Source organism: Aeribacillus sp. JST-2 (genome assembly GCF_056032925.1).
Map to the genome: position 1 here is coordinate 39,939 of NZ_JBVVUU010000015.1, position 24,676 is coordinate 64,614.

Here is a 24,676-nt window from a genome sequence, read left to right on the forward strand (position 1 = left end):
TATATAGACGATCGAAAACATGAAAATGTTTCAAGAAACGCAAAAAATTATTCTTTTGACAGAATACTTCAGGTGATAGCATGATAGAAATGAAAGATGTTTATAAGACATACCCAAACGGTGTTTTAGCCATCAATGGAATATCAATAAAAATAAATGCTGGGGAATTTGTATATATTGTTGGTCCCAGCGGCGCAGGGAAATCAACATTCATTAAATTGATGTACAGGGAAGAAAAGCCGACAAAAGGCAGTATTGTCATAAACGGTGTTCAACTTGAAAATTTGAAAGAAAGAGAAGTTCCTTATCTTCGCAGAAAAATCGGCGTGGTGTTTCAAGATTTTAAGCTGCTGCCGAAACTGACTGTTTATGAGAATGTTGCCTTTGCCTTAGAGGTCATTGGCGACCATCCGAAAAATATTAAAAAGAAAGTACTCGATGTTTTGGATCTTGTCCAATTAAAGCATAAAGCTCGTTCTTTTCCTGATGAATTATCTGGAGGAGAACAGCAGCGCGTTTCCATTGCCCGTTCGATCGTCAATAATCCGCCTGTTATTATCGCTGATGAGCCGACGGGGAACCTGGATCCCGATACTTCTTGGGAAATTATGCGATTGTTGGAGGAAATCAATAATCGCGGCACAACGGTGTTGATGGCAACGCATAATAAAATCATTGTGAATACGATGAGGAAACGAGTCATTGCGATTGAAGACGGGAAAATTGTCCGCGATGAAGCACGAGGGGAGTATGGTCTTTATGATTAAAACTCTCGTACGACATTTGCGCGAGACAATGAAAAGTCTCGGCCGAAACACATGGATGACGATTGCATCCATCTCGGCTGTAACCGTAACGCTGTTATTAGTTGGAACTTTTCTCGTAGTCATGATGAATCTCAATAATATTGCCAACAACATTGAAGATAGTGTTGAGATGACAGTGCTAATTGACAGAACGGCTGACAAAAACGCCCAATCTCAGTTGGAAGAAAATCTGAAACAATTGGACAAAGTGCAAAGCATCCAGTTTTCTTCAAAACACCAAGAACTGCAAAAACTGATAAAAAGTTTTGGCGAAGAAGGGGAATCATTCAAGCTGTTTGAACAGGACAACCCTTTAAACGATGTTTTCATCGTAAAAGCCAAAAATCCTGAAGACACACCGGCTCTGGCGAAAGAAATAAGAAAATTTGAAAACGTTCAAGATGTCAAATACGCAGAGGATACAGTTAAAAGATTATTCAAAGTCGTCAATATATCGAGAAACATCGGTTTAGTTTTAGTCATTGGTCTAGTATTTACAGCCATGTTCTTAATATCAAACACGATTAAAATTACAATTTTTGCCAGAAGACGGGAAATTGAAATTATGAAATTAGTCGGTGCGACAAATTGGTTTATACGGTGGCCGTTTTTCCTTGAAGGCTTGTTGCTCGGTGCCTTGGGAGCTGTTATCCCGATCGCGATCTTAATCGTTTGCTATAACAGTCTTGTCGATTTCGCCGTACCGTACATTCAAGGAACATTCGTGGAACTCTTGCCGTTTTCGCCTTTTGTGTTCCAAATTTCCGCCGTTTTATTGCTGCTCGGGTCGTTAATTGGAGTCTGGGGAAGCGTCATGTCCATACGCAAATTTTTAAAAGTGTAGTTTGACAGACTAATAGTCTGTCAGACTGCTTATACATAATTGGTCGAGAATATCAGTGAAACCATGCGAAGAGGGGGAACCGAATCGTGAAAAAACAATTCATTACTTTAAGTCTTGCAGCGATCATTGGGACAAGCGGTGCATTCATACCTTTGAGCAATAAAGCGCTTGCAGAGACATTTGAACAAAAGAAAGCAAAAATCCAAAATGACCGTTCCAATATTCAATCAAATATTGAAGCAAAGAAAAACGAATTAAAAGATTTGGAAGCTAAGAAAAATCAATTAAATGCAGAAGTAGAAAAATTGAATGAACAGTTGCTGGATACTGGCGAAAAAATTGAAGCGAAAGAAAAAGAGATTAATAAAACGAAAGCGGATATTGAAGAACTGAAAAAACAAATTGAAGAAGTGAAGCAGCGGATCGAAAAACGCAATGATCTTTTGAAGGAGCGGGCGAAATCGCTTCAGGAAAGCGGCGGTGTCATCAACTATCTTGATGTATTGTTAGGTGCAAAAAGCTTTAACGATTTTGTCAACCGCATCAGCGCCGTTACGACGCTTGTTGAAGCCGACAGAAAAATTATTGAAGAGCATCAGCGGGATATGAAGCTGAAAGAGGAAGCAGAGGCCAAACTGAATCAAGACCTTTCCAATTTAGAAAAAGCTTTGTCTGAACTGGCAGCATTGAAACAGGAACTGGACAAGAAAGTGGATGAAAAAGACAGGCTTCTCGGGGTTCTAGAAGTTGAATACGGCCAAGCCATGGATGAACTGGATGAATTGGCGGATCAAGAAGCATTTCTAAAAGAGCAGGAGAGGATTATTGAACAGCAGCAGCAAGAGTACATAAGAAAGCAGAAAGCCCAAGCTACATCTACAAGTCATTCCAATTCGTCTTCAGCACCTTCTGTTTCATCAGCAGCCGGAAGCGGAGCGTTTATTTGGCCAGCTTCAGGTGTTTTAACATCAAAAATGGGATCAAGATGGGGCAGATTCCATGCCGGTATTGATATTGCCAAACGGGGCACAGTTCCTGTATATGCATCAGCAGGAGGCACGGTTAGTTTTGCTGGACAAAAGAGCGGATACGGAAATGTCATTTTAATTACTCATAACATAAATGGCAAAGTCTATACAACACTCTACGGACATTTGCGGAGCATAAATGTTTCCAATGGGCAAAGAGTAAGCCAAGGGCAGTTTATCGGCTACATGGGGAATACAGGAAGATCTACAGGGCAGCATTTGCACTTTGAAGTTCACAACGGACCTTGGCAAGGCAAGTCAAACGTTATCAATCCGTTAAGCGTCCTTCCGTAATCTTTTCATTGAAATCACAAACGTGATTCATCGGCCTTGATAATGACCGTCATCGATTGAGATGACGGTCATTTGATTTTATAGATATATTCTTTCCTTCAATCCATACATGAATAATACATGCTTTGTACACTCTATAAATAATTCGGACTGTTGGAAAGGAAGTATCGATATGAAGACATGGATGATCAGATTGATGACGGCATTGATCATCGGGATATGGGTATTTATGAACGGTGATTATCGATTTGCCTTGCAAAATGAAGTGATATCAGCTTCTGCAACAGAAAGCATTGATACCGTTCCCGATTTTGAAAAGCTGAAACAAGCGTACGAAATCATTACAGAAAAATATGTCGATTCTGTTGACGACAAACGGCTTCTGGAAGGAGCCATTCAAGGAATGTTGTCTACATTGGAAGACCCTTATTCTGTTTACATGGATAAAGAAACCGTTCAGCAGTTTACCCAATCCCTTGATTCATCTTTTGAAGGAATTGGTGCTGAGGTCGGCATGCAAAACGAAAAATTTGTGATTATTTCTCCATTTAAACATTCACCGGCGGAAAGAGCAGGCATTAAACCGAATGATGAAATAATAAAAATTGACGGCAGACCAGTATCGAATTTGGATTTGCAGGAAGTAGTGCTGAAAATCCGCGGGAAAAAAGGAACGTTTGTCCGTTTGACGATCAAAAGGCCCGGCCATAATGAATTGCTTTCTGTTAAAGTTAAGCGGGATACAATACCGATCGAAACTGTTTTTAGTTCCTTGGCAAACAAAAACGGAAAACGAATCGGCGTGTTAAATATTACATCTTTTTCGGAAAAAACAGGAGACGATTTTAAAGAAAAGCTGGAAAACTTAGAAAAAACACAGATCGATGGACTTGTGATCGATGTGCGCGGCAATCCTGGAGGATATTTGCAAACAGTCGAACAAATTTTGCAGCAGCTTATCCCCCAAAACGTGCCATATGTCCAGATTGAGGATCGAAATGGGAAAAGACAGCCCTTTTATTCAAAACTAAAAGAAAAGAAGCCTTATCCGATTGCCGTGTTAATAGATAAAGGGAGCGCTTCTGCTTCTGAAATATTGGCGGCTGCCCTTAAAGAAGCGGGGGGATATGCGGCCGTTGGTGAGACATCGTTCGGAAAAGGAACTGTTCAGCAAACAATCCCTTTGGACGACGGAAGCAACATTAAGCTGACATTATATAAATGGCTGACGCCGAACGGAAATTGGATTCATGATAAAGGCATTGAACCGACAGTGAAAGTTTCACAGCCAAAATATTTTCACGTTGGGCCTTTGTTCGTGGATCAACCGTTAAAGAGAGATATGAACAATGAACAAGTGAAAAGCTTGCAAATTTTATTATCTGGATTAGGGTTTGAAACTGGCAGAACAGACGGATACTTTGATAAAGGAACGGAAATCGCCGTGAAAGCTTTTCAACAAATCAACGGGCTCCCTGTGACAGGAATCATAGACAAACAAGCAGCGCTCAAAATAAATGAGCAGATTCAAAAACAAGTTCGCTCTCCTAAAAACGATTTGCAATTGCAGACGGCCATCTCTTTATTGGCAATATAGCCCGAAAAAAGGGCGCTGTCCCAAAAAACGGTTTTTCAGACGAATTTATAAAAAAAACAAGACCCAGGAATGCTGTTATATCAACATTCTTGGGTCTTTTACATGGAAACATTGAAACGAAAAATGGACTTTTTAGACAGTCTTTTTTATTGCTGAAATTTCTGCCGCATCAGATAGCTTGATTTGGGACAACATAAATTTGGAGACGTGACCTCCTAGCTCGGCGCTAAGTAATAAAACACATTTCCTTTTTAATCTGCATATTTTTCGGGGATGGTCTTCCCGAATTGAATGAACAGCAGCTAAATGAATTCTTTGACAAAATAAAATTCCCCTGCCCGCATTTGAACGAGATTTGATAAAATAAAGGAAAGCTTGAAGTTTTAAAGGGGTGAGCCTTTTGGCTGGGCAGTGGCTATTGGAATTGCTTATGGGCATAGGCCGTTTTTTTCTCCATCCTTTTGTTTATTTCTTTCTCATCTTTGCTTATTTAAATGGCGTTTGGCGAGTAAAGAGGGAACGCCGCTCTTTTCATGTGCGAGTATACGATGTCTTTGATGATATTCGTTTTACTTATACAAAAGGAATTTTGGCTGGATTGATTTTGTCGGTCATTTTCTTTTTAGTTGGATTGTGGCTTCCTTTCGGCACTATAGTTTTGTGGACGGTATGGACATTGATTGTGAGTTTGACATTCAATCCTCGGTTTTTGTCGGCCGCTGTGACGTTGGGCGGAACGATGATCTTAACGGCTTTTCTTAGTCAAATAGCCGATCAGAATCAATCGATTCAACAATTTTTTGCAGAGATCGATCGGACAAGCTACAGCGCCCTTGCAATCATGATGAGCCTTCTTTTAATTTGCGAAGGAATACTCATTTACCGAACAGCTCATGTCCGTACCTCACCGTTTATTATTAAAAGCAAAAGAGGACTTCCGATCGGCAACCACTTGGCGAATAGGATGTGGCTGTTGCCTGTATTGCTCATCGTTCCCGGCGGCCAGCTTGAATCGCCTTTTTCGTGGTGGCCGGTAATTTCGATCAACGGAGAACCATTTTCATTATTCATGATTCCGTTTTTTCTTGGCTTTAAGCAAAGAATTCAAGGATCCCTGCCCAAAGAAAGCGTTCAAACAACAGGAAGGCGCATCGCATACCTCGGATTGGTTTCCTTTATCATTGCAGTTGCCTCTTTGTGGGTATCCTTTTTAGCCTTTGCGGCCGCCGTCTTGGCTCTGGCAGGGAAAATGGCTATTTCGATAAAACAGAGAATGAATGATGACTCGGCCGCCTTTTACTTTTCGAAAAGAGACGATGGATTAGTTGTTTTAGGCACGCTTCCCCAATCTCCGGGGGAAAAAATGGGCATTAAAACGGGAGAAGTGATCATCAAAGCAAATGGCATAAACGTAAAGAACGTATCAGAGTTTTATGCGGCGCTGCAAACGAACAGGGCGTATTGCAAGCTTGAAATTTTAGGACATAATAAAGAAGTTCGTTTTGTTCAACGAGCTTTATACGAAGGAGAACACCACGAGCTAGGGATCTTATTTGTTCAAGATGAGAAAAAATGGGAAGTAGAGGGAGCCGGATAAGCGGTTAAAGGGCAGTTTTTTAGGGAAAGCTGCCCTTTTGTTTTATAAAATGGAAAGGAATGTTCCTCCAAGGGCGCCCGTTAAGACAATGACCCATGGAGCTATTTTCCAATATGCCAGCATGCTGAATAAGATGGCGGCGAATGCAAAGTCAATCGGTTGAAGGATGGAACTGGTCCAAATAGGCTGATAAAAGGCTGAAATCAACATTCCGACGACAGCCGCATTGACTCCCATGAGTGCTCCATTGATGTTCGGATTGCTGCGAAGTTTTCCCCAAAACGGCAAGGTGCCGAAAATAAGGAGAAATGCGGGAAGAAAGATAGCAGTCGTTGCCACGATTCCTCCTGTCCATCCGCTCATGGCTGCACCGATATATGCGGCAAATGTAAACAATGGACCGGGGACTGCTTGGGCGGCGCCATAACCTGCTAAAAACTTTTCCTCTGACAGAAGTCCGGCCGGCACAAATTCCCTCTCAAGCAGCGGAAGCACGACATGTCCGCCGCCGAAGACGAGGGCACCTGCACGGTAAAAACTGTCAATCATTCCGATCCAATGGGAGGAAGTCAAACTTTTTAATAAAGGGAGTGTGAAAAGCAAACTAAAAAACAACAGTAAACAACTGATGGCGAAACGATTGGAAATGGGCACATGTATGGACATTTGTTGAAAGTTTTCTTTATTTTTGTAAAACAAAAAACCGATCACAGCAGCCATCAAAATGACAACAACTTGTGAAAAAGCGCTTTGCCACAACAATGTGATGACAAGAGACCCGAGTGCAATCAGCTTCCGCCTTCGGTCTGGCGTCAATTTATGCGCCATGTCTATGATCGCACTGGCCACAACAGCAACAGCGACAATTTTCAATCCGTGAATCCAGCCGCCATCCTCAAGATTTGCATTTTTCAGAATGAGGGCAAAAATCATTAAGGCAACAGCTGATGGGAAAGTAAAGCCGAGGAAAGCAACAATTCCTCCCCAAATCCCTCCGCGCATGACACCGATTCCGATGCCGACTTGGCTGCTTGCCGGCCCGGGGAGAAACTGGCATAAGGCAACTAGATCCGCATAACTTTTTTCATCTAACCATTTTCTTCTTCGAACATATTCTTCGTGAAAATATCCTAAATGAGCGGCGGGGCCTCCGAACGAAGTAAAACCAAGCCTTGTGGCAACAGCGAAGATTTCGGCGAATGTTCTCCATTTTGACAATTTCATGTCAATCTCCTCTTTCATCTTTTATTTCTTTAAAAAGTTCATATGCTTTCGCGCGGGCTTCTTTTAAAACAGCTGCTCCTTTTTGAGTGATTGTATAATATTTTCTTATTTTTCCATCAACATTTCGCTCATCTTTTTGCAATAGCTCATCCTTTTCCATTGAATGGAGAATCGGATAAAGAGTTCCGGCGCTTATGTTATATCCATGCCGCCTCAGTTCTTCCAGCATCCATAAACCGAATATTGGATGTTCGTTCGCATGATGCAAAATATGGATATGAATAAAACCGAGAAACAATTTTCGTAAAACTTTTTCTTCCATTGCGATCGTCCTTTATATTATCGAAAATCGATATCGGATTTCGAAACCAATTATAACATAATATTTTCCATATTGGGGGGGAAAATAAGTTTGTTGAAAAAAAAGATTGACAGTTTAGCTCATTTTTTTTAAAATAGACTCATAAAATATGAACATCTATTCATATAAACACATAAAATGAATTTATCACGTGATTTCATTTGGAGGGATCGGCAATGATCCAGTATCGGGTAAAAGGGTTATCTTGTGCAAATTGTGCAAAGGATATGGAACAGCAAATACAAAAACTTGATCATGGGACAAATGCTAAACTCCATTTTCAGTCCGGCAAACTTTATGTAAATGAAGAAATTGATCTTGCCAAAGTGAAAAAAATTTTAGCGAAAGATGGAGCCTATATTGAGGAAGCTTCTCAGCAAGGAGAACCCCGCCCTAATATGTTATGGTTTTTGGGAATTTCGGTGTCGGCTTTTGTTTTCGCCATTCTTTTTGAATTGAATGGACAGGAATCTGTAGCTGTTCTGCTATATATTGCCGCCACTGCCATCAGCGGTTATCAAACGTTTATGAAAGGCGCCAAAAATCTTATTCGTTTGAAATTTAATATCGACACCCTTATGACAATTGCATTAATTGGCGCCTTTGGAATCGGGGAGTGGAAAGAAGGAGCAGTGGTCGCTATTTTATTTGGGCTGAACGAATATTTGGAGGGCTTGGGAATGGAAAAAGCCCGGCGTTCCCTTGAGTCGCTTCTTGACGTTGCCCCCAACGAAGCAACGGTTCTTGCAAATGGCGTAAAGAAAAAGGTGTCCATTCATGAACTCAAATCAGGGGATGTCGTTTTCGTTCGGCCGGGCGAAAAAATTCCTTCGGACGGTGTAGTGCTGGAAGGGAAAAGCTCTGTCAACGAAGCGGCGATTACCGGGGAATCGCTCCCTGTTCAAAAGGATAAAGGCGACAAAGTGTTTGGCGGAAGCATCAACAATGAAGGAGTTTTGCAGATTCACATTACCAAGGCATACGAAGACTCATCTTTAGCCAAAATTTTGCATTTAGTGGAAGAAGCGCAAGAAACGAAAACACCAACGGAACAATTTATTAACAAGTTTGCGGGCTATTATACGCCGTTGATCATGATCATTTCAGCTATCGTCATATTCGTTCCGCCGCTCCTTTTTGGAACTGGCTGGATCGATTCGCTCTATCAAGGTTTGGCCGTCTTAATTGTTGGCTGCCCGTGCGCACTCGTTTTATCTTCGCCAATTGCCATTGTTTCCGGCATTACGAAAAATGCGCGGAAAGGCATTCTCGTAAAAGGCGGTGTTTATTTAGAACAGCTGGGCAAGATGGGAACAATTGCTTTTGATAAAACAGGAACCTTGACGAAAGGGGAACCGCACGTAGAGAAATATATTGAATATGATCAATCTTTTTGGACGATTATCGGATCGATCGAAAAATCATCTACACATCCGATCGCCGCAGCAATCAAGAAAAAAATAAAAGAAATGAATGTCCCCCTCATCGATCCTGAGTTCGTTCAAACCATTTCAGGAGAAGGCATTAAGGCCAAAATCAATGGAAAAGAATATTTTGCCGGCAACGAAAAAACCGTCAATCATCTTTTGATTCGCGAAGAGGTGAAAGAACAGATCGATTCATTTAAACGAGACGGATTAACAATCGTTTTAGTCTCAGATCAAGAAAAAGTGCTGGGAATTGCCGGCATCGCCGATGAAATTCGTCCGGAAAGCAGAACAGTCATCCGCAATCTTCATCAAGCAGGTGTGAAACGCATCGTTATGCTGACTGGCGACCACGAAAAAACGGCTGAAAAAGTGGCGAAAGCAGTCGGTGTAAGCGAATATTTCGCCGGTCTATTGCCGGAAGAAAAAGTGGAAAAGGTGAAACAATTATCATTATCTGGAAAAACAGCAATGATCGGAGATGGAATTAACGATGCCCCCGCACTCGCGGCAGCTGATTTAGGGATTGCAATGGGAAAAGGAACGGACAGCGCCATCGAAACCGCCGATATCGTCTTAATGCAGGATCACCTTGGAAAGCTTCCCGAAGCAATTTCAACATCGAAAAAAGTGAACAGAATCATTAAGCTCAATATCGCCCTTGCCCTAGGGTTAAAAGCAATGGCTCTTTTGCTCACCATACCGGGATGGCTTACCCTTTGGATCGCAATTCTTTCGGATATGGGGGCGACCGTTTTGGTAACTCTTATCAGTTTAACGATTTTACTAGACAGAAGCGGGAAACAGGACTTGAAACCGGAACAATGGGTACTGCAATAATTCTAATTGTCAGAAATTGAATATCTATTGAAATCAAAAAACAAGAAGTATGACCGTCAGCTTTAAGTCTGACGGTTTTTTATTGCGAAAAGTCTTGGAACGTAAAGAAATCATTGAACACATCATCCGCATCATCTTTAAAATTTCATTTCCCTCTTCCATTCATAAAAGAGATTGATTATAATTTGGAAGATAGCAGAAAACGCATTCAAGATGTTTCATCAATGCAATGGGGTAATTGACATGGAGGGAACCGAAAATGTTGTTAGGTGCAATTGAAGCTGGAGGAACGAAATTTGTTTGCGGGGTCGGGGATGAAAACGGAAATGTGAAGGAGAGAATCACCCTGCCAACGACAACGTCTGATGAAGTATTCAAAGAGGTCATTGATTATTTTCGCGATAAAGGTATTCAAGCGCTCGGAATCGGTACATTTGGCCCGGTTGATTTGGATCGCTCAAGCAAAACGTACGGATATATTACATCAACACCAAAACTGCAATGGGTGCAAACGAACTTTGTCGGTGTGCTGCAAAAAGAATTTAAAATCCCAATCGGTTTTGATACAGATGTCAATGCGGCTGCGCTTGGCGAAACGAAATGGGGGGCAGCCAAAGGGCTCGATAGCTGTGTTTATATGACAATCGGGACAGGCATTGGCGTCGGAGCGTTTGTCGAAGGTCGGCTTGTTCACGGGCTGATTCATCCGGAAATGGGGCATATGCTTGTGCGCCGGCATCCCGAAGATGCGTTTAAAGGTATTTGTCCGTATCACCATGATTGTTTGGAAGGAATGGCGTCAGGGCCTGCCATTGAAAGACGCTGGGGAAAAAAGGGGCAGGATTTGGCTGGGGATGAAAAAGTGTGGGAATTGGAAGCCTTTTATATTGCCCAAGCCATCAGCAATCTTATTTTAGTGTTGTCGCCAAAAAAAGTAGTGATAGGCGGAGGGGTCAGCAAACAAAAACAAATTTTCCCTCTAATCAGAAAAAATGTGCAAAAACTTTTAAACGGATATATTCAACATGAATTGCTTTCCGAAAAAATAGCTGACTACATTGTTCCGCCGGGGTTAGGAGACAACGCTGGGCTTTGCGGTGCGCTCGGTTTGGCATACAATGCTTTTTTAGAGCATAAAGAGATTTATCAAAAAAGTTGATGCTATTGCCCTCGCAAAAAACGTGAGGGTTTTTTGTTTTGTAAACGATAAGCTTGCTCCTTTTGAAGACTTCACTATAATAGAAGTAAAACGGATGACAGAAAGAGGTTTTATGATGATTAAGCTCGTTCTCGCCACCTTCGTTCCTTTTTTGCTTGTTTTGTTATTTACAAGAGTGACCTACAGTTATCTAGTAGCAACATTGCTTACTGCGGGATTGTTATTTGCCTCTTATTTAGCCGGACATATGGACACCATTTATATTGCCATTTTGGATGTTGCCAGTTTGGCCGCCGGTTTTATTGTTGCGAGAAGCATGGTGAAGGAAAAAAAGAAATCTTCCTAAGACCTGTTCTATTTTCAACAGGTTTTTATTATGGTAAAAAAACAAACGTCAGTTCGTATTTTTGGTGATTCATCTTGTATATGTGTTAAAATAAATTATATGCTTTTTTGAAACGGAGGAAATTCCATGGATCGGTTTGAATTGGTTTCAAAATATCAGCCTCAGGGCGATCAGCCGAAAGCCATTAAAGAATTGGTGGATGGAATAAAAAAAGGGAAAAAACACCAAACGCTGTTGGGAGCAACGGGAACGGGCAAAACATTTACAATATCCAACGTTATTAAAGAAGTCAACAAGCCGACGCTTGTGATTGCACATAATAAAACGCTGGCGGGGCAGCTATACAGCGAATTTAAAGAATTTTTTCCAAACAATGCTGTTGAGTATTTTGTCAGCTATTATGATTATTATCAACCGGAGGCGTATGTTCCGCAGACAGATACGTATATAGAAAAAGATGCAAGCATTAACGACGAAATCGATAAGCTCAGACACTCTGCCACATCCGCTTTGTTTGAACGGAAGGATGTCATCATCATTGCCAGTGTATCTTGTATCTATGGTTTAGGTTCCCCTGAGGAATACCGCGAGCTTGTTGTCAGTTTAAGAACCGGAATGGAGATGGATCGGAACGAATTGCTGCACCGTTTAGTCGATATCCAGTATGAACGAAACGATGTTGATTTTCGCAGGGGAACGTTTCGCGTCCGTGGGGATGTTGTGGAAATTTTCCCTGCTTCACGGGACGAGCATTGCATTAGGGTGGAATTTTTCGGAGATGAAATCGACCGGATTCGCGAGGTTGATGCACTAACTGGGGAAATTATCGGAGACCGTGAGCATGCGGCAATTTTCCCGGCCTCTCACTTCGTCACAAGAGAGGAGAAAATGAAAATTGCCATTGCCAATATTGAGAAGGAGCTAGATGAGCGGCTTAAAGAACTTCGGGAGCAAGGGAAGCTTTTGGAGGCGCAGCGATTGGAACAGCGGACGAAATATGATTTAGAAATGATGCGGGAAATGGGCTTTTGCTCCGGAATTGAAAATTACTCCCGCCATCTTACATTAAGGCCGCCGGGATCCACTCCTTACACGCTTTTAGATTATTTTGGCGATGATTTCCTGATTGTGATTGATGAATCCCATGTGACGATTCCGCAAATCCGCGGCATGTACAACGGCGACCAAGCAAGAAAGCAAGTGCTTGTCGATCACGGCTTCCGTTTGCCTTCAGCCCTCGATAACCGCCCTTTAAGGTTTGAAGAATTTGAAAAACATATGAAAAACGTCATCTATGTTTCGGCAACCCCCGGTCCATATGAGCTGGAACATTGTTCTGATGTGGTCGAACAGATTATCCGGCCAACAGGCCTTTTGGACCCAACCATTGATGTACGGCCAATCGAAGGGCAAATCGACGATTTAATCGGAGAAATTCAAAAGCGGGTAAAACGAAATGAACGGGTGCTTGTGACAACGTTGACGAAGAAAATGGCGGAGGATCTGACGGATTATTTGCGTGAAATCGGCATTAAAGTGACATACCTTCATTCAGAGATCAAGACTCTTGAGCGGATTGAAATCATTCGCGATTTGCGGCTTGGAAAACATGAAGTGCTTGTCGGCATCAACTTGTTGAGAGAAGGCCTCGACATACCGGAAGTTTCCTTAGTCGCAATTTTGGATGCAGATAAAGAAGGATTCCTCCGTTCAGAGCGCTCGCTGATTCAAACGATTGGGCGAGCAGCTCGGAATGCAAACGGGCATGTGATTATGTACGCCGATACAATGACAAAATCAATGGAAATCGCTATTAATGAAACAAAACGGCGGCGTGCGATTCAAGAAGAATATAACCGCAAGCACGGGATTACTCCAAAAACGATTCAAAAAGATATTCGCGATGTCATTAGGGCAACGTATGCTGCAGAGGATGCTGAAGAGTATAAAGCAGAAAAAGAAGTGAAATTAAGCAAAATGACGAAAAAAGAAAGGGAGAAAGTGATCGCCGAAATGGAAAAAGAAATGAAAGAAGCAGCCAAAGCACTGGATTTTGAAAGAGCTGCTGAATTGCGCGATCTTATTTTAGAGCTAAAAGCGGAAGGATGACAAATATGGCTACGGATAAAATTATCGTAAAGGGAGCGCGCTCCCATAATTTGAAAAACATAGATGTCACAATACCAAGGGACAAACTTGTCGTTGTCACAGGATTATCCGGTTCGGGAAAGTCTTCTTTAGCTTTTGATACCATTTATGCAGAAGGACAGCGCAGATATGTAGAGTCTTTATCCGCGTATGCCCGCCAATTTTTGGGGCAGATGGATAAGCCTGATGTTGATGCGATTGAAGGGCTGTCACCGGCCATATCCATCGATCAGAAAACGACGAGCAGAAATCCGCGTTCGACGGTCGGAACGGTGACAGAAATTTATGACTATCTGCGCCTTCTTTTTGCCCGCGTCGGCCGGCCGACGTGTCCTGTTCATGGGATTGAAATTTCTTCGCAAACAATAGAACAGATGGTTGACCGGATTTTGGAATATCCGGAGCGGACGAGACTGCAAGTGTTGGCGCCGGTTGTGTCTGGGAAAAAAGGTATGCACGTCAAAACATTGGAAGAAATTAAAAAACAAGGCTTTGTCCGCGTCCGAATTGACGGCGACATGATGGAACTGACCGATGACATTTCACTTGAAAAAAATAAAAAACATTCCATCGATGTGGTGGTTGACAGGATTATTGTCAAAGAAGGCATTGAAAGCCGCTTGACAGATTCCATTGAGACGGCGTTGAAGCTGGGGGGAGGAAGAGTCATCATTGATATAATCGATGGCGAAGAACTGCTCTTCAGTGAACATCACGCTTGCCCGATTTGTGGTTTTTCCATCGGGGAGCTTGAACCGCGAATGTTTTCCTTTAACAGTCCGTATGGAGCATGTTCTGAGTGCGATGGCTTAGGTTCAAAACTTGAAGTAGACATCGATCTTGTTATACCGAACCGAAATTTATCATTAAAACAACATGCGATTGCACCGTGGGAACCGACAAGCTCCCAATATTACCCGCAGCTTCTTCAAGCGGTTTGCGATCACTACGGCATAGATATGGACATACCGGTTAAAGACATACCGAAACATCTGCTGGAAAAACTTTTATTCGGCAGCAGCGGAGAAAAAATTTATTTCCGTTACGAAAACGACTTTGGCCAAATTCGGGAAAACTATATCGAATTTGAAGGTGTTGTCCGCAATGTTGAGCGCCGCTATAAAGAAACGACCTCCGATTTTATAAGGGAACAAATGGAAAAATACATGACCAATCAGCCATGTCCTACATGCGGAGGGCACCGTCTGAAAAAGGAAAGCCTTGCTGTTTTGATCGACGGGCGCCATATCGGTGAAGTGGCCGATTTATCCATTCGCGAAGCGTACCAATTTTTCGATCAATTATCGTTATCGGAAAAAGAAATGGCGATTGCCAAATTAATTTTACGGGAAATAAAGGAACGGTTGAATTTTTTAATTGACGTTGGCTTGGATTATTTAACGTTAAGCAGATCCGCAGGAACGCTCTCAGGCGGAGAGGCGCAAAGAATCCGCTTGGCAACGCAAATAGGCTCCAGATTAACTGGCGTCCTCTATATTTTGGATGAACCATCGATCGGTTTGCATCAAAGGGATAACGATAAGTTGATCAAGGCATTGAAAAATATGCGCGACATCGGCAATACGCTGATTGTTGTCGAACATGATGAAGATACAATGCTGGCAGCTGATTATTTGATCGATATCGGTCCGGGTGCGGGTGTGCATGGCGGACAAGTTGTAGCGGCAGGGACGCCTGAAGAAGTGATGAACAATGAACGTTCGCTTACTGGACAATATTTGTCAGGGAAAAAATTCATTCCGCTGCCAATCGAAAGAAGGAAACCGGACGGCCGTTTCATTGAAGTAAAGGGAGCTTGCGAAAATAATTTGAAAAAAGTGAACGTAACATTCCCTTTAGGCCTGTTTATTGCTGTCACCGGTGTATCGGGATCGGGAAAAAGCACATTGGTAAATGAAATATTGCAAAAAGCATTGGCGCAAAAGCTGAACAATGCGAAAACAAAGCCCGGAGCATTTAAAGAAATAAAAGGGGTCGAGCATTTAGATAAAGTCATTAACATCGACCAATCGCCAATTGGACGAACGCCTCGATCGAATCCGGCAACCTACACAGGGGTATTCGACGATATCCGGGACGTATTTGCAGCTACAAATGAAGCAAAAGTAAGAGGCTATAAAAAAGGGCGCTTCAGCTTTAACGTGAAAGGAGGACGGTGTGAAGCGTGCCGCGGCGACGGAATCATCAAAATTGAAATGCATTTTCTGCCTGATGTTTATGTGCCATGTGAAGTATGCCACGGCAAAAGATATAACAGGGAAACACTTGAAGTAACGTATAAAGGCAAAAATATTGCGGACATATTGGATATGACGGTGGAAGATGCACTGCAGTTTTTTGAAAATATTCCTAGAATCAAACGGAAACTGCAAACGATCTATGATGTCGGGCTCGGTTATATGAAGCTGGGACAGCCGGCAACAACGATGTCGGGAGGAGAAGCGCAGCGGGTAAAGCTTGCTTCAGAATTACACCGCCGCTCAACGGGAAGGTCAATGTATATACTTGACGAACCGACAACAGGACTCCATGTGGATGATATCGCACGGCTTTTAAAAGTTTTGCACCGTTTGGTTGAGAACGGAGATACGGTGCTTGTCATTGAACATAATCTTGATGTGATCAAGTCTGCCGATTATATTATCGATCTGGGCCCGGAAGGAGGAGACGGCGGAGGAAAGGTGATTGCCGTCGGAACTCCCGAAGAAGTGGCCGAAGCCGAACATTCTTATACTGGCAAATATTTAAAACCTGTTTTAGAACGCGACCGCAAGCGAATGAAACTTCTGATCAAAGAAAAAGAAGCCGCAATAAAGAATTGAACAGGACAAGCCGCCAATAGCTTGTCCTGTTTTATTCGCCAACATTTCATATACGCATTCAAATATAAATTTTTTGTTTTTTTGTGAAAATTTCGATTTGTAAAACAAACTAAATGTTGTATAATGATGATTGTGAGTTTCTTTTTATTACATTTTAGAGTTAGAGGAGGATGGTGCGATTCCTCTTCTAACAATTTCTTCTTCCAATAAGAGAATAAATTCTTCACTGACGCCAATTTCGATCGCTTCATAGTAAGCTTCCAGCAACAAATGGTCTGATAAAAGCATTAATGAACTCACTTTCAGCCGCTGCCCCCCTTCTAAAAAGAATGTAAACGGAGTTGTCGTTTTGAAAAATAGACGACAATATTTAGGGCAACTAAGAGAGAATAAAAAACTGAAAATTCTGAAAAAATAACGGATGTTATATAATGTACAATGATATTACCAAACGGAAACAATATTGTCAATGAGATCAATTTTTGGATTTGCTTCGTTTTGTCGTTGTTTTTTCCAAATGTTATAATAAAATAAAAACGGATAAAAGGAAGTTTTTTGAATGATTGTCAACTGGTTTTTAAGCATTTTGGTAAATGCTTTGATATTGATTGTAGTAGCTGGGTATTTTGATTCATTCTATTTAAGCGGGGTTGGTGCTGCAATCGTTGCCAGCATCATTTTGTCGTTTTTAAATGTTTTCGTAAAACCGTTTCTTATTTTTTTGACATTGCCTGTAACGATATTGACGCTCGGTGCGTTTTTATTTGTCATTAACGCTATAACATTAATGATGACCCAAAGTATCATGGGAGATTCATTCAACATCGATGATTTTGGTACGGCGCTGCTTGCTTCGATCGTTATCTCGGTCTTACATTTGCTTATCCATAAGCTGATCATTGAACCGATTCAAGAAAGGAAGAAATGATCAAAAATTCATTTATATCTCCTTCTTTTTCGGGAATGATACGATTAGGTGATATAAATGAATTTATTGTTGAGAACGAAATGGCTTCCGCTTGCATTTTTAATGTTTTTTTCTTGGGCCTTTATACATCCGAACTTGATCTATTCCGCTTCATTTCATGGCTCCTCTTCCTATCCGTCATTTTATACGGTTGTTTGGCTTTCAGACACCCAATATTATTCGGAAAAATATCCCCATATTTTTCATAAACAAATCGATTGGATGATCAATGAACGTGAAAAATGGAATATTCAATATGTTGTCCATACCGGTGATATCGTGAACAGGGCGGAGAAAAATGAGCAATGGCTGGTGGCCGACAGCGTTTTTGCCAAGCTTGACCAAGCAAATATCCCGTATGGGGTGCTGGCAGGAAACCATGATTTAACCTATGGGGCCTTTTATCAAAAGTATTGGCAATATTTTGGCCAGGATCGATTTCAAAAAAAACCGTACTATGGAGGAAGTTTCCAAAATAATCGCGGACATTACGATTTAATTACACTTGGGAATCGCTCTTTTCTTTTTCTTTATCTTGGATGGGGCATTGATAAGGAAGGCATTTCTTGGATGAATCAAGTTTTAAGGCTTTATCCGGATCGAACCGCCATCATTGCTACTCATAAATATTTGCATAAAAGCGGCAAGCGGACGTTCATTGGAAACCGCATTTTCCAGAAAGTTGTCAAGAAAAATCAAAATGTAAAAATGGTGCTTTGCGGGCATTATGACAATAGTCAAATGGTGAAAACAAAAATAGATGATGATCATGATGGAAAACCGGATCGGACAGTATATGAGATTTTGACTGATTACCAAGGAGGTCCAAATGGGGGGAACGGATTTCTGCGGCTGCTACATTTCTATCCGGATGCATCGAAAATTTTCGTGCGCGCTTATTCACCATATACGGATCAATTTTATTATTTTCCCCGGGAGAAAGAAGAGTTTTGGATTGATTACGAATAGATCGTTTTTATCAATTTGCAGTATTTGTCCCTAAAAAAAAACGTGCTACAATAAAAAAAGACGTTAATAATTAAGGGGGAACACCTTTGTGTCAAAAGTGCGTACAAAAGATATCATTGATAAGTTCCAACTTGAATTAATCAGTGGTGAAGAAGGGATTAGCCGACCCATCATAACAAGTGATCTGTCGAGACCCGGATTGGAGATGGCCGGCTATTTTACTTATTATCCGAAAGAGCGCATTCAATTATTAGGAAGAACGGAATTAACCTTTTTTGACAAATTGACTCCCGAGGAAAAAAGGGATCGCATGGAACAGCTTTGCACGGATGTGACGCCGGCCATTATCGTATCAAGGGAGATGGAAGTACCGCCTGAATTGATTGAAGCATCTGAAAAATCAAATGTTCCGGTGCTGCGTTCGCCTTTAAAAACGACTCGTTTATCAAGCAGACTGACTAATTTTTTGGAGAGCAAGCTTGCGCCAACAACGGCCGTCCATGGTGTATTAGTTGATATATATGGTGTCGGCGTATTAATAACTGGAAAAAGTGGAGTTGGAAAAAGCGAAACAGCGTTAGAGCTGGTGAAACGAGGCCACCGCCTTGTAGCGGATGATTGCGTTGAAATACGACAAGAAGATCGCGATACATTAGTCGGAACCGCGCCGGAATTAATTCGCCATCTTTTGGAGATACGCGGGCTCGGGATTATCGATGTGATGACATTGTTCGGTGCAGGAGCTGTTCGTGATTATAAACGGATTTCTTTAGTGATTGATTTGGAGTTATGGGATCCAAACAAACTCTATGATCGCCTAGGACTTGATGAAGACAAAATGAAAATTTTAGATTCTGAACTGACGAAGTTGACGATTCCGGTTCGTCCGGGGAGAAACTTGGCGGTCATTATTGAAGTGGCGGCAATGAATTTCCGTTTAAAAAGAATGGGATTTAATGCGGCCGAACAATTTACGAATAAACTGGCTGATGTAATCGATGAAGGGGATCACGATGATTTTTAATAATAGTTTGCAGGAGATGAGAGAATGGGAGATACAATTCAACCAATAGATCCGATTGCTTTTCAGCTTGGTCCGATCCAAGTTCACTGGTATGGAGTGATCATTGGGCTGGGCGCTTTGCTCGGCTTATATTTGGCAATGCGTGAAGGCGAAAGAAGAGGGTTGCACAAAGATGTATTTGTTGATCTATTATTATTTGCCCTTCCGATTGCCATTATTTTCGCCCGCACATATTACGTAATATTTCAATGGGATTATTATTCTGACAATCTAGCAGAGATTCCGAAAATTTGGCATGGCGGCTTGGCCATTCATGGTGGATTGATCGGAGCGGTTGTGACCGGATTTGTTTATGCAAAGGTTAAGAACTTGTCTTTTTGGAAACTGGCGGACATAGCGGCGCCAAGCATTATTTTAGGGCAGGCCATAGGCCGTTGGGGAAACTTTATCAATCAGGAGGCTCATGGCGGATCAGTATCACGCGAATTTTTGGAAAATCTCCAGTTGCCTGAATGGATCATTAACCAAATGTATATTAACGGTCAATATTACCATCCGACATTTCTGTATGAATCCATTTGGAATTTTGCCGGATTTGTGATCCTGATCCTTTTGCGGAAAGTTCATTTGCGTCGTGGTGAATTGTTTTTATCTTACATTATTTGGTATTCAGTCGGCCGATTTTTTATCGAAGGCATGAGAACCGATAGTCTGATGCTGACGGAAACGTTGAGAATGGCGCAAGTGCTGTCTGCGTTATTAGCGCTTCTGGCTATTGCCATTTTTATTTACCGGCGCTTGCATGGGAAAAATATTCCGAAATATTTGGATGAATGAGATGGAAGGTGAGCATTTGAAACAATCGCTTTTTAAGGGGTTCAAGGCCGGATTAGAGACAACATGGGTGCTTGGGAAAGTTATTTTTCCAGTCACTTTGATCGTATCTCTTATACAGTATACCCCGCTCATTGACTGGATTGTAAACTTTATTTCACCTGCAATGGGAATCTTTGGATTAAACGGTGATGCGGCAATTCCTTTAGTCATTGGGAATTTTCTCAATTTATATGCCGCGATAGGAGCGATTTTGTCATTTGATTTTACAGTGAAAGAGGTCTTTATTCTTGCGGTTATGCTCTCGTTTTCCCATAATTTGTTGATCGAAACATCTGTTGCAAGCAAAGTCGGCGTGAAGGCGTGGATCATTTTGCTTGTAAGATTGGGACTCGCTTTTTTTTCCGCGTTTATCATTCATCTCTTTTGGCAAGGTGGAGAGGAAAAAGCTCGATACGGGTTTATAGCTCCGTCAACAGATGCTCCATCAGAATGGGGAGAGATTATATTGAACGGTCTTGAAAAGGCAGCGATGGGAGTTGTTCAGCTTGCCGTTATTGTCATTCCGCTCATGATTCTGATTCAGATCATGAAAGACTTAGGTTGGGTAGATAAATTCTCCAAAATGATGGAGCCGATGATCCAATTGCTTGGAATGAGGAAAAACACTTCAACCACCCTTGCAGCCGGGCTGATTTTTGGCCTTGCTTATGGAGCCGGCGTAATGATTCAGGCGGCAAAAGAAGATGGGGTCGAACGCCGTGATTTGACTTTGGCTCTCATTTTTCTCGTTGCCTGTCATGCTGTCGTGGAAGATACGTTAATTTTTGTTCCGCTCGGCATTCCGGTATGGCCGCTGCTTTGCATCCGTTTGATGGCTGCCGTTTTGCTGACGATGGCTGTCGGGTTCTTTTGGAAAAAGGGAGCAAATATAGAAGGAAAGGGAACAGCTTATGAGCATAAACACCATTCTTTTTGACTTGGATGGCACATTGATTAATACGAATGAATTGATCATCGAATCGTTTTTGCATACGCTAAACCATTATTATCCGGGACGATTCAAAAGAGAAGACGTTCTCCCTTTTATCGGCCCGCCGCTTGCCGAAACCTTCCAAGCGATTGATCCGGATCGGGCTGACGAAATGATAAATAGATATCGCCAGTTTAACCATCAGTATCATAATGAGCTTGTAAAAGAATTTGCGACCGTTTGCGAAACTTTAGAAACGTTGCGGAAACACCATTTCAAACTTGGAATTGTGACGACGAAAATCCGTGAAACCGTTGAAATGGGGTTAAAGTTAACAAACTTGAAGTCTTTTTTTGGCGCTGTTGTCACGCTCGATGACGTGGAACAAGCAAAGCCGCATCCTGAACCGATATTTCTGGCTCTCAAACAACTTGGCGCCAAACCGTCTGAAGCCATTATGGTCGGGGATAATCTTCACGATATTGAAGCTGGGAAAAATGCCGGCACCTATACCGCAGGGGTTAGTTGGAGCATTAAAGGGAAAGAATATATTGAATCCCTCAAGCCGGATTATGTACTTGAGCAAATGAGCGATTTATTGAACATTGTGATGGAGTGAAGATCGTGAGAAGGACGGAAAGATTTTCGGTCGAAGGAGCAAATTCTTTATGGCAAGTTTATAAAACGGTCTCTTTTTGGAAAGTGTTCAAAAATGTGATTGTTATTATCATCGCGCGCTACACACCATGGATGTCTTTCAAAAACTGGCTGTACCGGACTTTTTTAGGCATGAAAATCGGCGAACAAACGTCCTTTGCTTTTATGGTGATGGTGGACATTATGTTTCCGGAAAAGATCAAAGTGGGAAGAAATTCGATTATCGGTTACAATACCACCATTTTGGCGCATGAATATTTAATCAATGAATACCGGCTTGGGGAAGTGGAGATTGGCGATGAAGTGATGATTGGAGCCAATACGACGATTTTGCCAGGTGTAAAAATCGGTGACCATGCGGTTATATCAGCGGGAACTGTTGTCCACAAAGATGTCCCGGAAGGCGCTTTTGTGGGAGGAAACCCGATGCGCATCATCTATACAAAAGAAGAAATGGAACAAAGAAAGCGGTAAGCTGCTTTGAAAGGGCCCGCTTGCGAGCAGGAATAAACAAACGCATTTAAGAAACCTGAGCCTCCATTCATAAGGGCTCAGGTTATTTTATTTGTTCAGGTTTTTGTTAACCATACGAATAATGACGATAAAAAAGTAAAAAATGGAAAAGTTTTATACTTTTTCTTTCTCTTTTTTTTATTTTTACTTTGCAAAATACAGTAGGGTTGATTAAATAAAGAAGCCGCTGAAAAAATTGCGGCGGCAAAGTCCAATTATAAAAATACAATCGATGACCAACAAAAAGCGGAAGCTAATAGTCATTGAAAAAAGTAAAACTTATACAAGGAGTTTGAATATGACAACTAAGCTTATAATCAAGCCGAATGATAGAGGGAATTATTGCAATAAAAAGTGGATTTTTCCTTTTTCATGAAAAGGGCTTCCAATCCATTTTCATTTTTTTAATGGCATTAATATGGAAAATTATTAATAATAGTGGAAAAATTCCGATATAAAATAAGGATAGGTGTTAGAAATGAAAAAATTATCGTTTCACGGCTTGCAGTGCTTTAGTTACCACTAATTAGTGCGTTTAGTTCCATTAATGCCGCCGAAGGTTCGTTGAAAAGACAGCTGCTGTCATTTCAAATATTGATGCGGATAAATATGATTATGGCTACCAATGGGGGAATTCGGTATTTTATGACCGTTTGAAGGGGTGCTGCTTGATGGAAATGGCGCGCCTGTACCTAATGCTAAAATAACTAAAGTATTAAATAAAAGGATTTATACTGGATTTGGAACGACGACTGACAGTAATGGCTATTTTACAATTGAATTTCCATCTATTCAAGTAGCTGTTTATCACTATTTCGATATTATACCTATTGTTTTTCTATCCAATGGGAAAGTTCTAAATTCTAATGCAGATTCACTATATCATTTTGCTTATTCTATATATAGACCGCACTAAAATAGGAGGGATGAAATATTGAACAATTCCATTAATCCTTTTCTTAATTATCATTATTTAATTTAAAATGTGCAGTTTGAACAAATGACTCAAACAGCGAAAGCAGAAAATATTAAAAATGCTTCAAGTATAATATTGGATAAACTTACTCTTTCTAATGTAGTTGATAATGCGGCAATATCCAATCAAAAGATAAAAGGTACAGATTTGAAGGAACAGGAACAGAAAAACTCAGATTACGACTAGTATTTCTCATCGTTTTTCAAAAATCTGGAAGGGGTATCTGAAGAAGAAAAAAATGAGCTTTCAAGACTAGTCAAAGCAGCATTAAAAGATAATGAAAATTATTTTTCAAAAGGATGGACAAGTGATAAGGCAAGTATGTATTATCTTCAGATTCAAGAAAAGTTAAACTTTATTGCCGAAAATGCGGCCAGCGGTTCCATAAAGGATGAGTTGATGGTGATAACAAAACAATACACGAGCGATAAGTTAAAACAGGTCGTTAATATAACATTGGAAACATATCAGATCTTTTATAATATGTATAAGGGAATGTCTGGCCAGTACGGACATATAGCAAATCTAATGAAAGAAGGAATAGAGGAGATACAAAATGGCAACCATGTTGCTCAAGTGGAGCAAAAACAATATAGTCAGTTATTTTCATGCTTAGCTGCTAATTCCTCTTTCCAAAATGAGTATGAGGGGATATAAGGAGATCCAAAAAGAGCAGATGGGCATGGGATGGAACAAATACTGCGACGCAGAAGCGGACAGAACCATTCACTTGCTCAAAGAGGACTGGAATGATTTTGTCAGTCAATTTGAGATGTTTAAACAGTACAGGCTTCCTATTCATTCACAATCTAGGATCAAGATGAAAATATGATAATATGGTGAACCAACTGGAACGAAAGGGAGTATTGGTTTTCGACGAATCGATGCTCCTTTTTATTTACGATCGAATACTGGTTTTTAGAATATAAATTTACTGGCAAATGTATTCAAGAATAAAATGATAAGTACTTTCTGCACATTAAAGTTTATGGGCATCCAATAGCGAGAGGCGGCATTATGCTTCCCTAGGCATAGCGTGTTTAAAAGCCGGCTCCATGGAACGTTTTCCATTACTCATTTTCAATGTGCTATCATTATTCACTATAAATGCTCCCTCGTATACTAAGTTTCAGAAAGTTTTTTTATCGAATTTCCAGTCCGATACGCTCCTTGACAATCGCATATCTTGGGTGGTTGCCTTTGTGGGAGGGGCGCGCCCCTCCCACAAAGGGTTGAGCGTACCGGGGTT

General features: G+C 41.2%; 22 protein-coding genes. 19 read left to right on the forward strand and 3 right to left on the reverse strand.

Going from position 1 to position 24,676, the window contains the following annotated elements; translation table 11 throughout:
* Window positions 1-80: 80 nt before the first annotated feature.
* The 5 genes from ftsE (at window position 81) to AC0KTX_RS09655 (ending at window position 6,166) form a co-directional block, all read left to right on the forward strand.
* Window positions 81-767 carry a cell division ATP-binding protein FtsE gene (ftsE, locus tag AC0KTX_RS09635; RefSeq protein ID WP_474251992.1) on the forward strand — a complete coding sequence of 229 codons (687 nt, stop codon included), beginning with the start codon at window positions 81-83 and terminating at the stop codon, window positions 765-767.
* On the forward strand, window positions 760-1,650 hold the full coding sequence (ftsX, locus tag AC0KTX_RS09640) for a permease-like cell division protein FtsX (protein ID WP_474251993.1): 891 nt from the start codon (window positions 760-762) through the stop codon (window positions 1,648-1,650). Before ftsE ends, ftsX begins: the two co-directional genes overlap by 8 nt.
* An 86-nt stretch (window positions 1,651-1,736) precedes the next feature.
* A complete protein-coding gene (locus AC0KTX_RS09645) occupies window positions 1,737-2,972 on the forward strand; it encodes a murein hydrolase activator EnvC family protein (protein WP_474251994.1) in 1,236 nt (411 codons plus the stop codon).
* Window positions 2,973-3,144: 172 nt separating this feature from the next.
* On the forward strand, window positions 3,145-4,569 hold the full coding sequence (locus AC0KTX_RS09650) for a S41 family peptidase (protein WP_474251995.1): 1,425 nt from the start codon (window positions 3,145-3,147) through the stop codon (window positions 4,567-4,569).
* A 400-nt stretch (window positions 4,570-4,969) separates the two neighbouring features.
* Entirely contained in the window at window positions 4,970-6,166 is a 1,197-nt protein-coding gene (locus AC0KTX_RS09655; RefSeq protein ID WP_474251996.1) for a PDZ domain-containing protein, read from the forward strand.
* Between the two features lie 42 nt (window positions 6,167-6,208).
* On the opposite strand, the gene AC0KTX_RS09660 is transcribed toward AC0KTX_RS09655, so the two are convergent.
* Both AC0KTX_RS09660 and AC0KTX_RS09665 read right to left on the reverse strand, forming a co-directional pair.
* Complete coding sequence (locus AC0KTX_RS09660) at window positions 6,209-7,390, reverse strand: chromate transporter (RefSeq protein ID WP_474251997.1); 1,182 nt, start codon at window positions 7,388-7,390, stop codon at window positions 6,209-6,211.
* A 1-nt stretch (window position 7,391) separates the two neighbouring features.
* On the reverse strand, window positions 7,392-7,712 hold the full coding sequence (locus tag AC0KTX_RS09665; RefSeq protein ID WP_474251998.1) for a PadR family transcriptional regulator: 321 nt from the start codon (window positions 7,710-7,712) through the stop codon (window positions 7,392-7,394).
* Between the two features lie 215 nt (window positions 7,713-7,927).
* Here AC0KTX_RS09665 and AC0KTX_RS09670 point away from each other — a divergent pair, with 215 nt between their 5' ends.
* From AC0KTX_RS09670 to uvrA, 5 genes are all read left to right on the forward strand, one after another.
* Complete coding sequence (locus tag AC0KTX_RS09670) at window positions 7,928-10,018, forward strand: heavy metal translocating P-type ATPase (protein WP_474251999.1); 2,091 nt, start codon at window positions 7,928-7,930, stop codon at window positions 10,016-10,018.
* 259 nt (window positions 10,019-10,277) lie between these two features.
* Window positions 10,278-11,177 (forward strand): ROK family protein, encoded by a 900-nt coding sequence (locus AC0KTX_RS09675; protein ID WP_474252000.1) that lies wholly within the window; start codon window positions 10,278-10,280, stop codon window positions 11,175-11,177.
* A gap of 112 nt (window positions 11,178-11,289) precedes the next feature.
* A complete protein-coding gene (locus AC0KTX_RS09680; RefSeq protein WP_474252011.1) occupies window positions 11,290-11,523 on the forward strand; it encodes a DUF2198 family protein in 234 nt (77 codons plus the stop codon).
* Window positions 11,524-11,649: 126 nt separating this feature from the next.
* The gene (uvrB, locus tag AC0KTX_RS09685) at window positions 11,650-13,632 is read left to right on the forward strand and encodes an excinuclease ABC subunit UvrB (protein ID WP_474252001.1); all 1,983 of its coding nucleotides are present in this window, start codon (window positions 11,650-11,652) and stop codon (window positions 13,630-13,632) included.
* 5 nt (window positions 13,633-13,637) lie between these two features.
* On the forward strand, window positions 13,638-16,514 hold the full coding sequence (uvrA, locus tag AC0KTX_RS09690; protein ID WP_474252002.1) for an excinuclease ABC subunit UvrA: 2,877 nt from the start codon (window positions 13,638-13,640) through the stop codon (window positions 16,512-16,514).
* A 147-nt stretch (window positions 16,515-16,661) separates the two neighbouring features.
* On the opposite strand, the gene sda is transcribed toward uvrA, so the two are convergent.
* Window positions 16,662-16,814: a sporulation histidine kinase inhibitor Sda gene (gene sda / locus AC0KTX_RS09695; protein ID WP_474252003.1), complete on the reverse strand. Its 153-nt coding sequence runs from the start codon at window positions 16,812-16,814 to the stop codon at window positions 16,662-16,664.
* Window positions 16,815-17,076: 262 nt separating this feature from the next.
* Here sda and AC0KTX_RS09700 point away from each other — a divergent pair, with 262 nt between their 5' ends.
* From AC0KTX_RS09700 to AC0KTX_RS09740, 9 genes are all read left to right on the forward strand, one after another.
* Window positions 17,077-17,442 (forward strand): phage holin family protein, encoded by a 366-nt coding sequence (locus AC0KTX_RS09700; protein ID WP_474252012.1) that lies wholly within the window; start codon window positions 17,077-17,079, stop codon window positions 17,440-17,442.
* Between the two features lie 57 nt (window positions 17,443-17,499).
* Window positions 17,500-18,450, forward strand: a complete 951-nt coding sequence (locus AC0KTX_RS09705) for a metallophosphoesterase (RefSeq protein WP_474252004.1) — start codon at window positions 17,500-17,502, stop codon at window positions 18,448-18,450.
* Window positions 18,451-18,538: 88 nt separating this feature from the next.
* Complete coding sequence (hprK, locus tag AC0KTX_RS09710; protein ID WP_474252005.1) at window positions 18,539-19,474, forward strand: HPr(Ser) kinase/phosphatase; 936 nt, start codon at window positions 18,539-18,541, stop codon at window positions 19,472-19,474.
* 24 nt (window positions 19,475-19,498) lie between these two features.
* Entirely contained in the window at window positions 19,499-20,311 is an 813-nt protein-coding gene (gene lgt / locus AC0KTX_RS09715; RefSeq protein ID WP_474252006.1) for a prolipoprotein diacylglyceryl transferase, read from the forward strand.
* 16 nt (window positions 20,312-20,327) lie between these two features.
* A complete protein-coding gene (locus AC0KTX_RS09720; RefSeq protein ID WP_474252013.1) occupies window positions 20,328-21,287 on the forward strand; it encodes a nucleoside recognition domain-containing protein in 960 nt (319 codons plus the stop codon).
* The gene (ppaX, locus tag AC0KTX_RS09725) at window positions 21,262-21,900 is read left to right on the forward strand and encodes a pyrophosphatase PpaX (protein WP_474252007.1); all 639 of its coding nucleotides are present in this window, start codon (window positions 21,262-21,264) and stop codon (window positions 21,898-21,900) included. The genes AC0KTX_RS09720 and ppaX overlap by 26 nt, the downstream gene beginning before the upstream one ends.
* A gap of 5 nt (window positions 21,901-21,905) precedes the next feature.
* Complete coding sequence (locus tag AC0KTX_RS09730; RefSeq protein ID WP_474252008.1) at window positions 21,906-22,412, forward strand: acyltransferase; 507 nt, start codon at window positions 21,906-21,908, stop codon at window positions 22,410-22,412.
* 1,039 nt (window positions 22,413-23,451) lie between these two features.
* Window positions 23,452-23,613 (forward strand): hypothetical protein, encoded by a 162-nt coding sequence (locus AC0KTX_RS09735; protein ID WP_474252009.1) that lies wholly within the window; start codon window positions 23,452-23,454, stop codon window positions 23,611-23,613.
* Window positions 23,614-23,748: 135 nt separating this feature from the next.
* Window positions 23,749-24,084 (forward strand): hypothetical protein, encoded by a 336-nt coding sequence (locus AC0KTX_RS09740; RefSeq protein WP_474252010.1) that lies wholly within the window; start codon window positions 23,749-23,751, stop codon window positions 24,082-24,084.
* The last annotated feature ends 592 nt before the right edge of the window (window positions 24,085-24,676 follow it).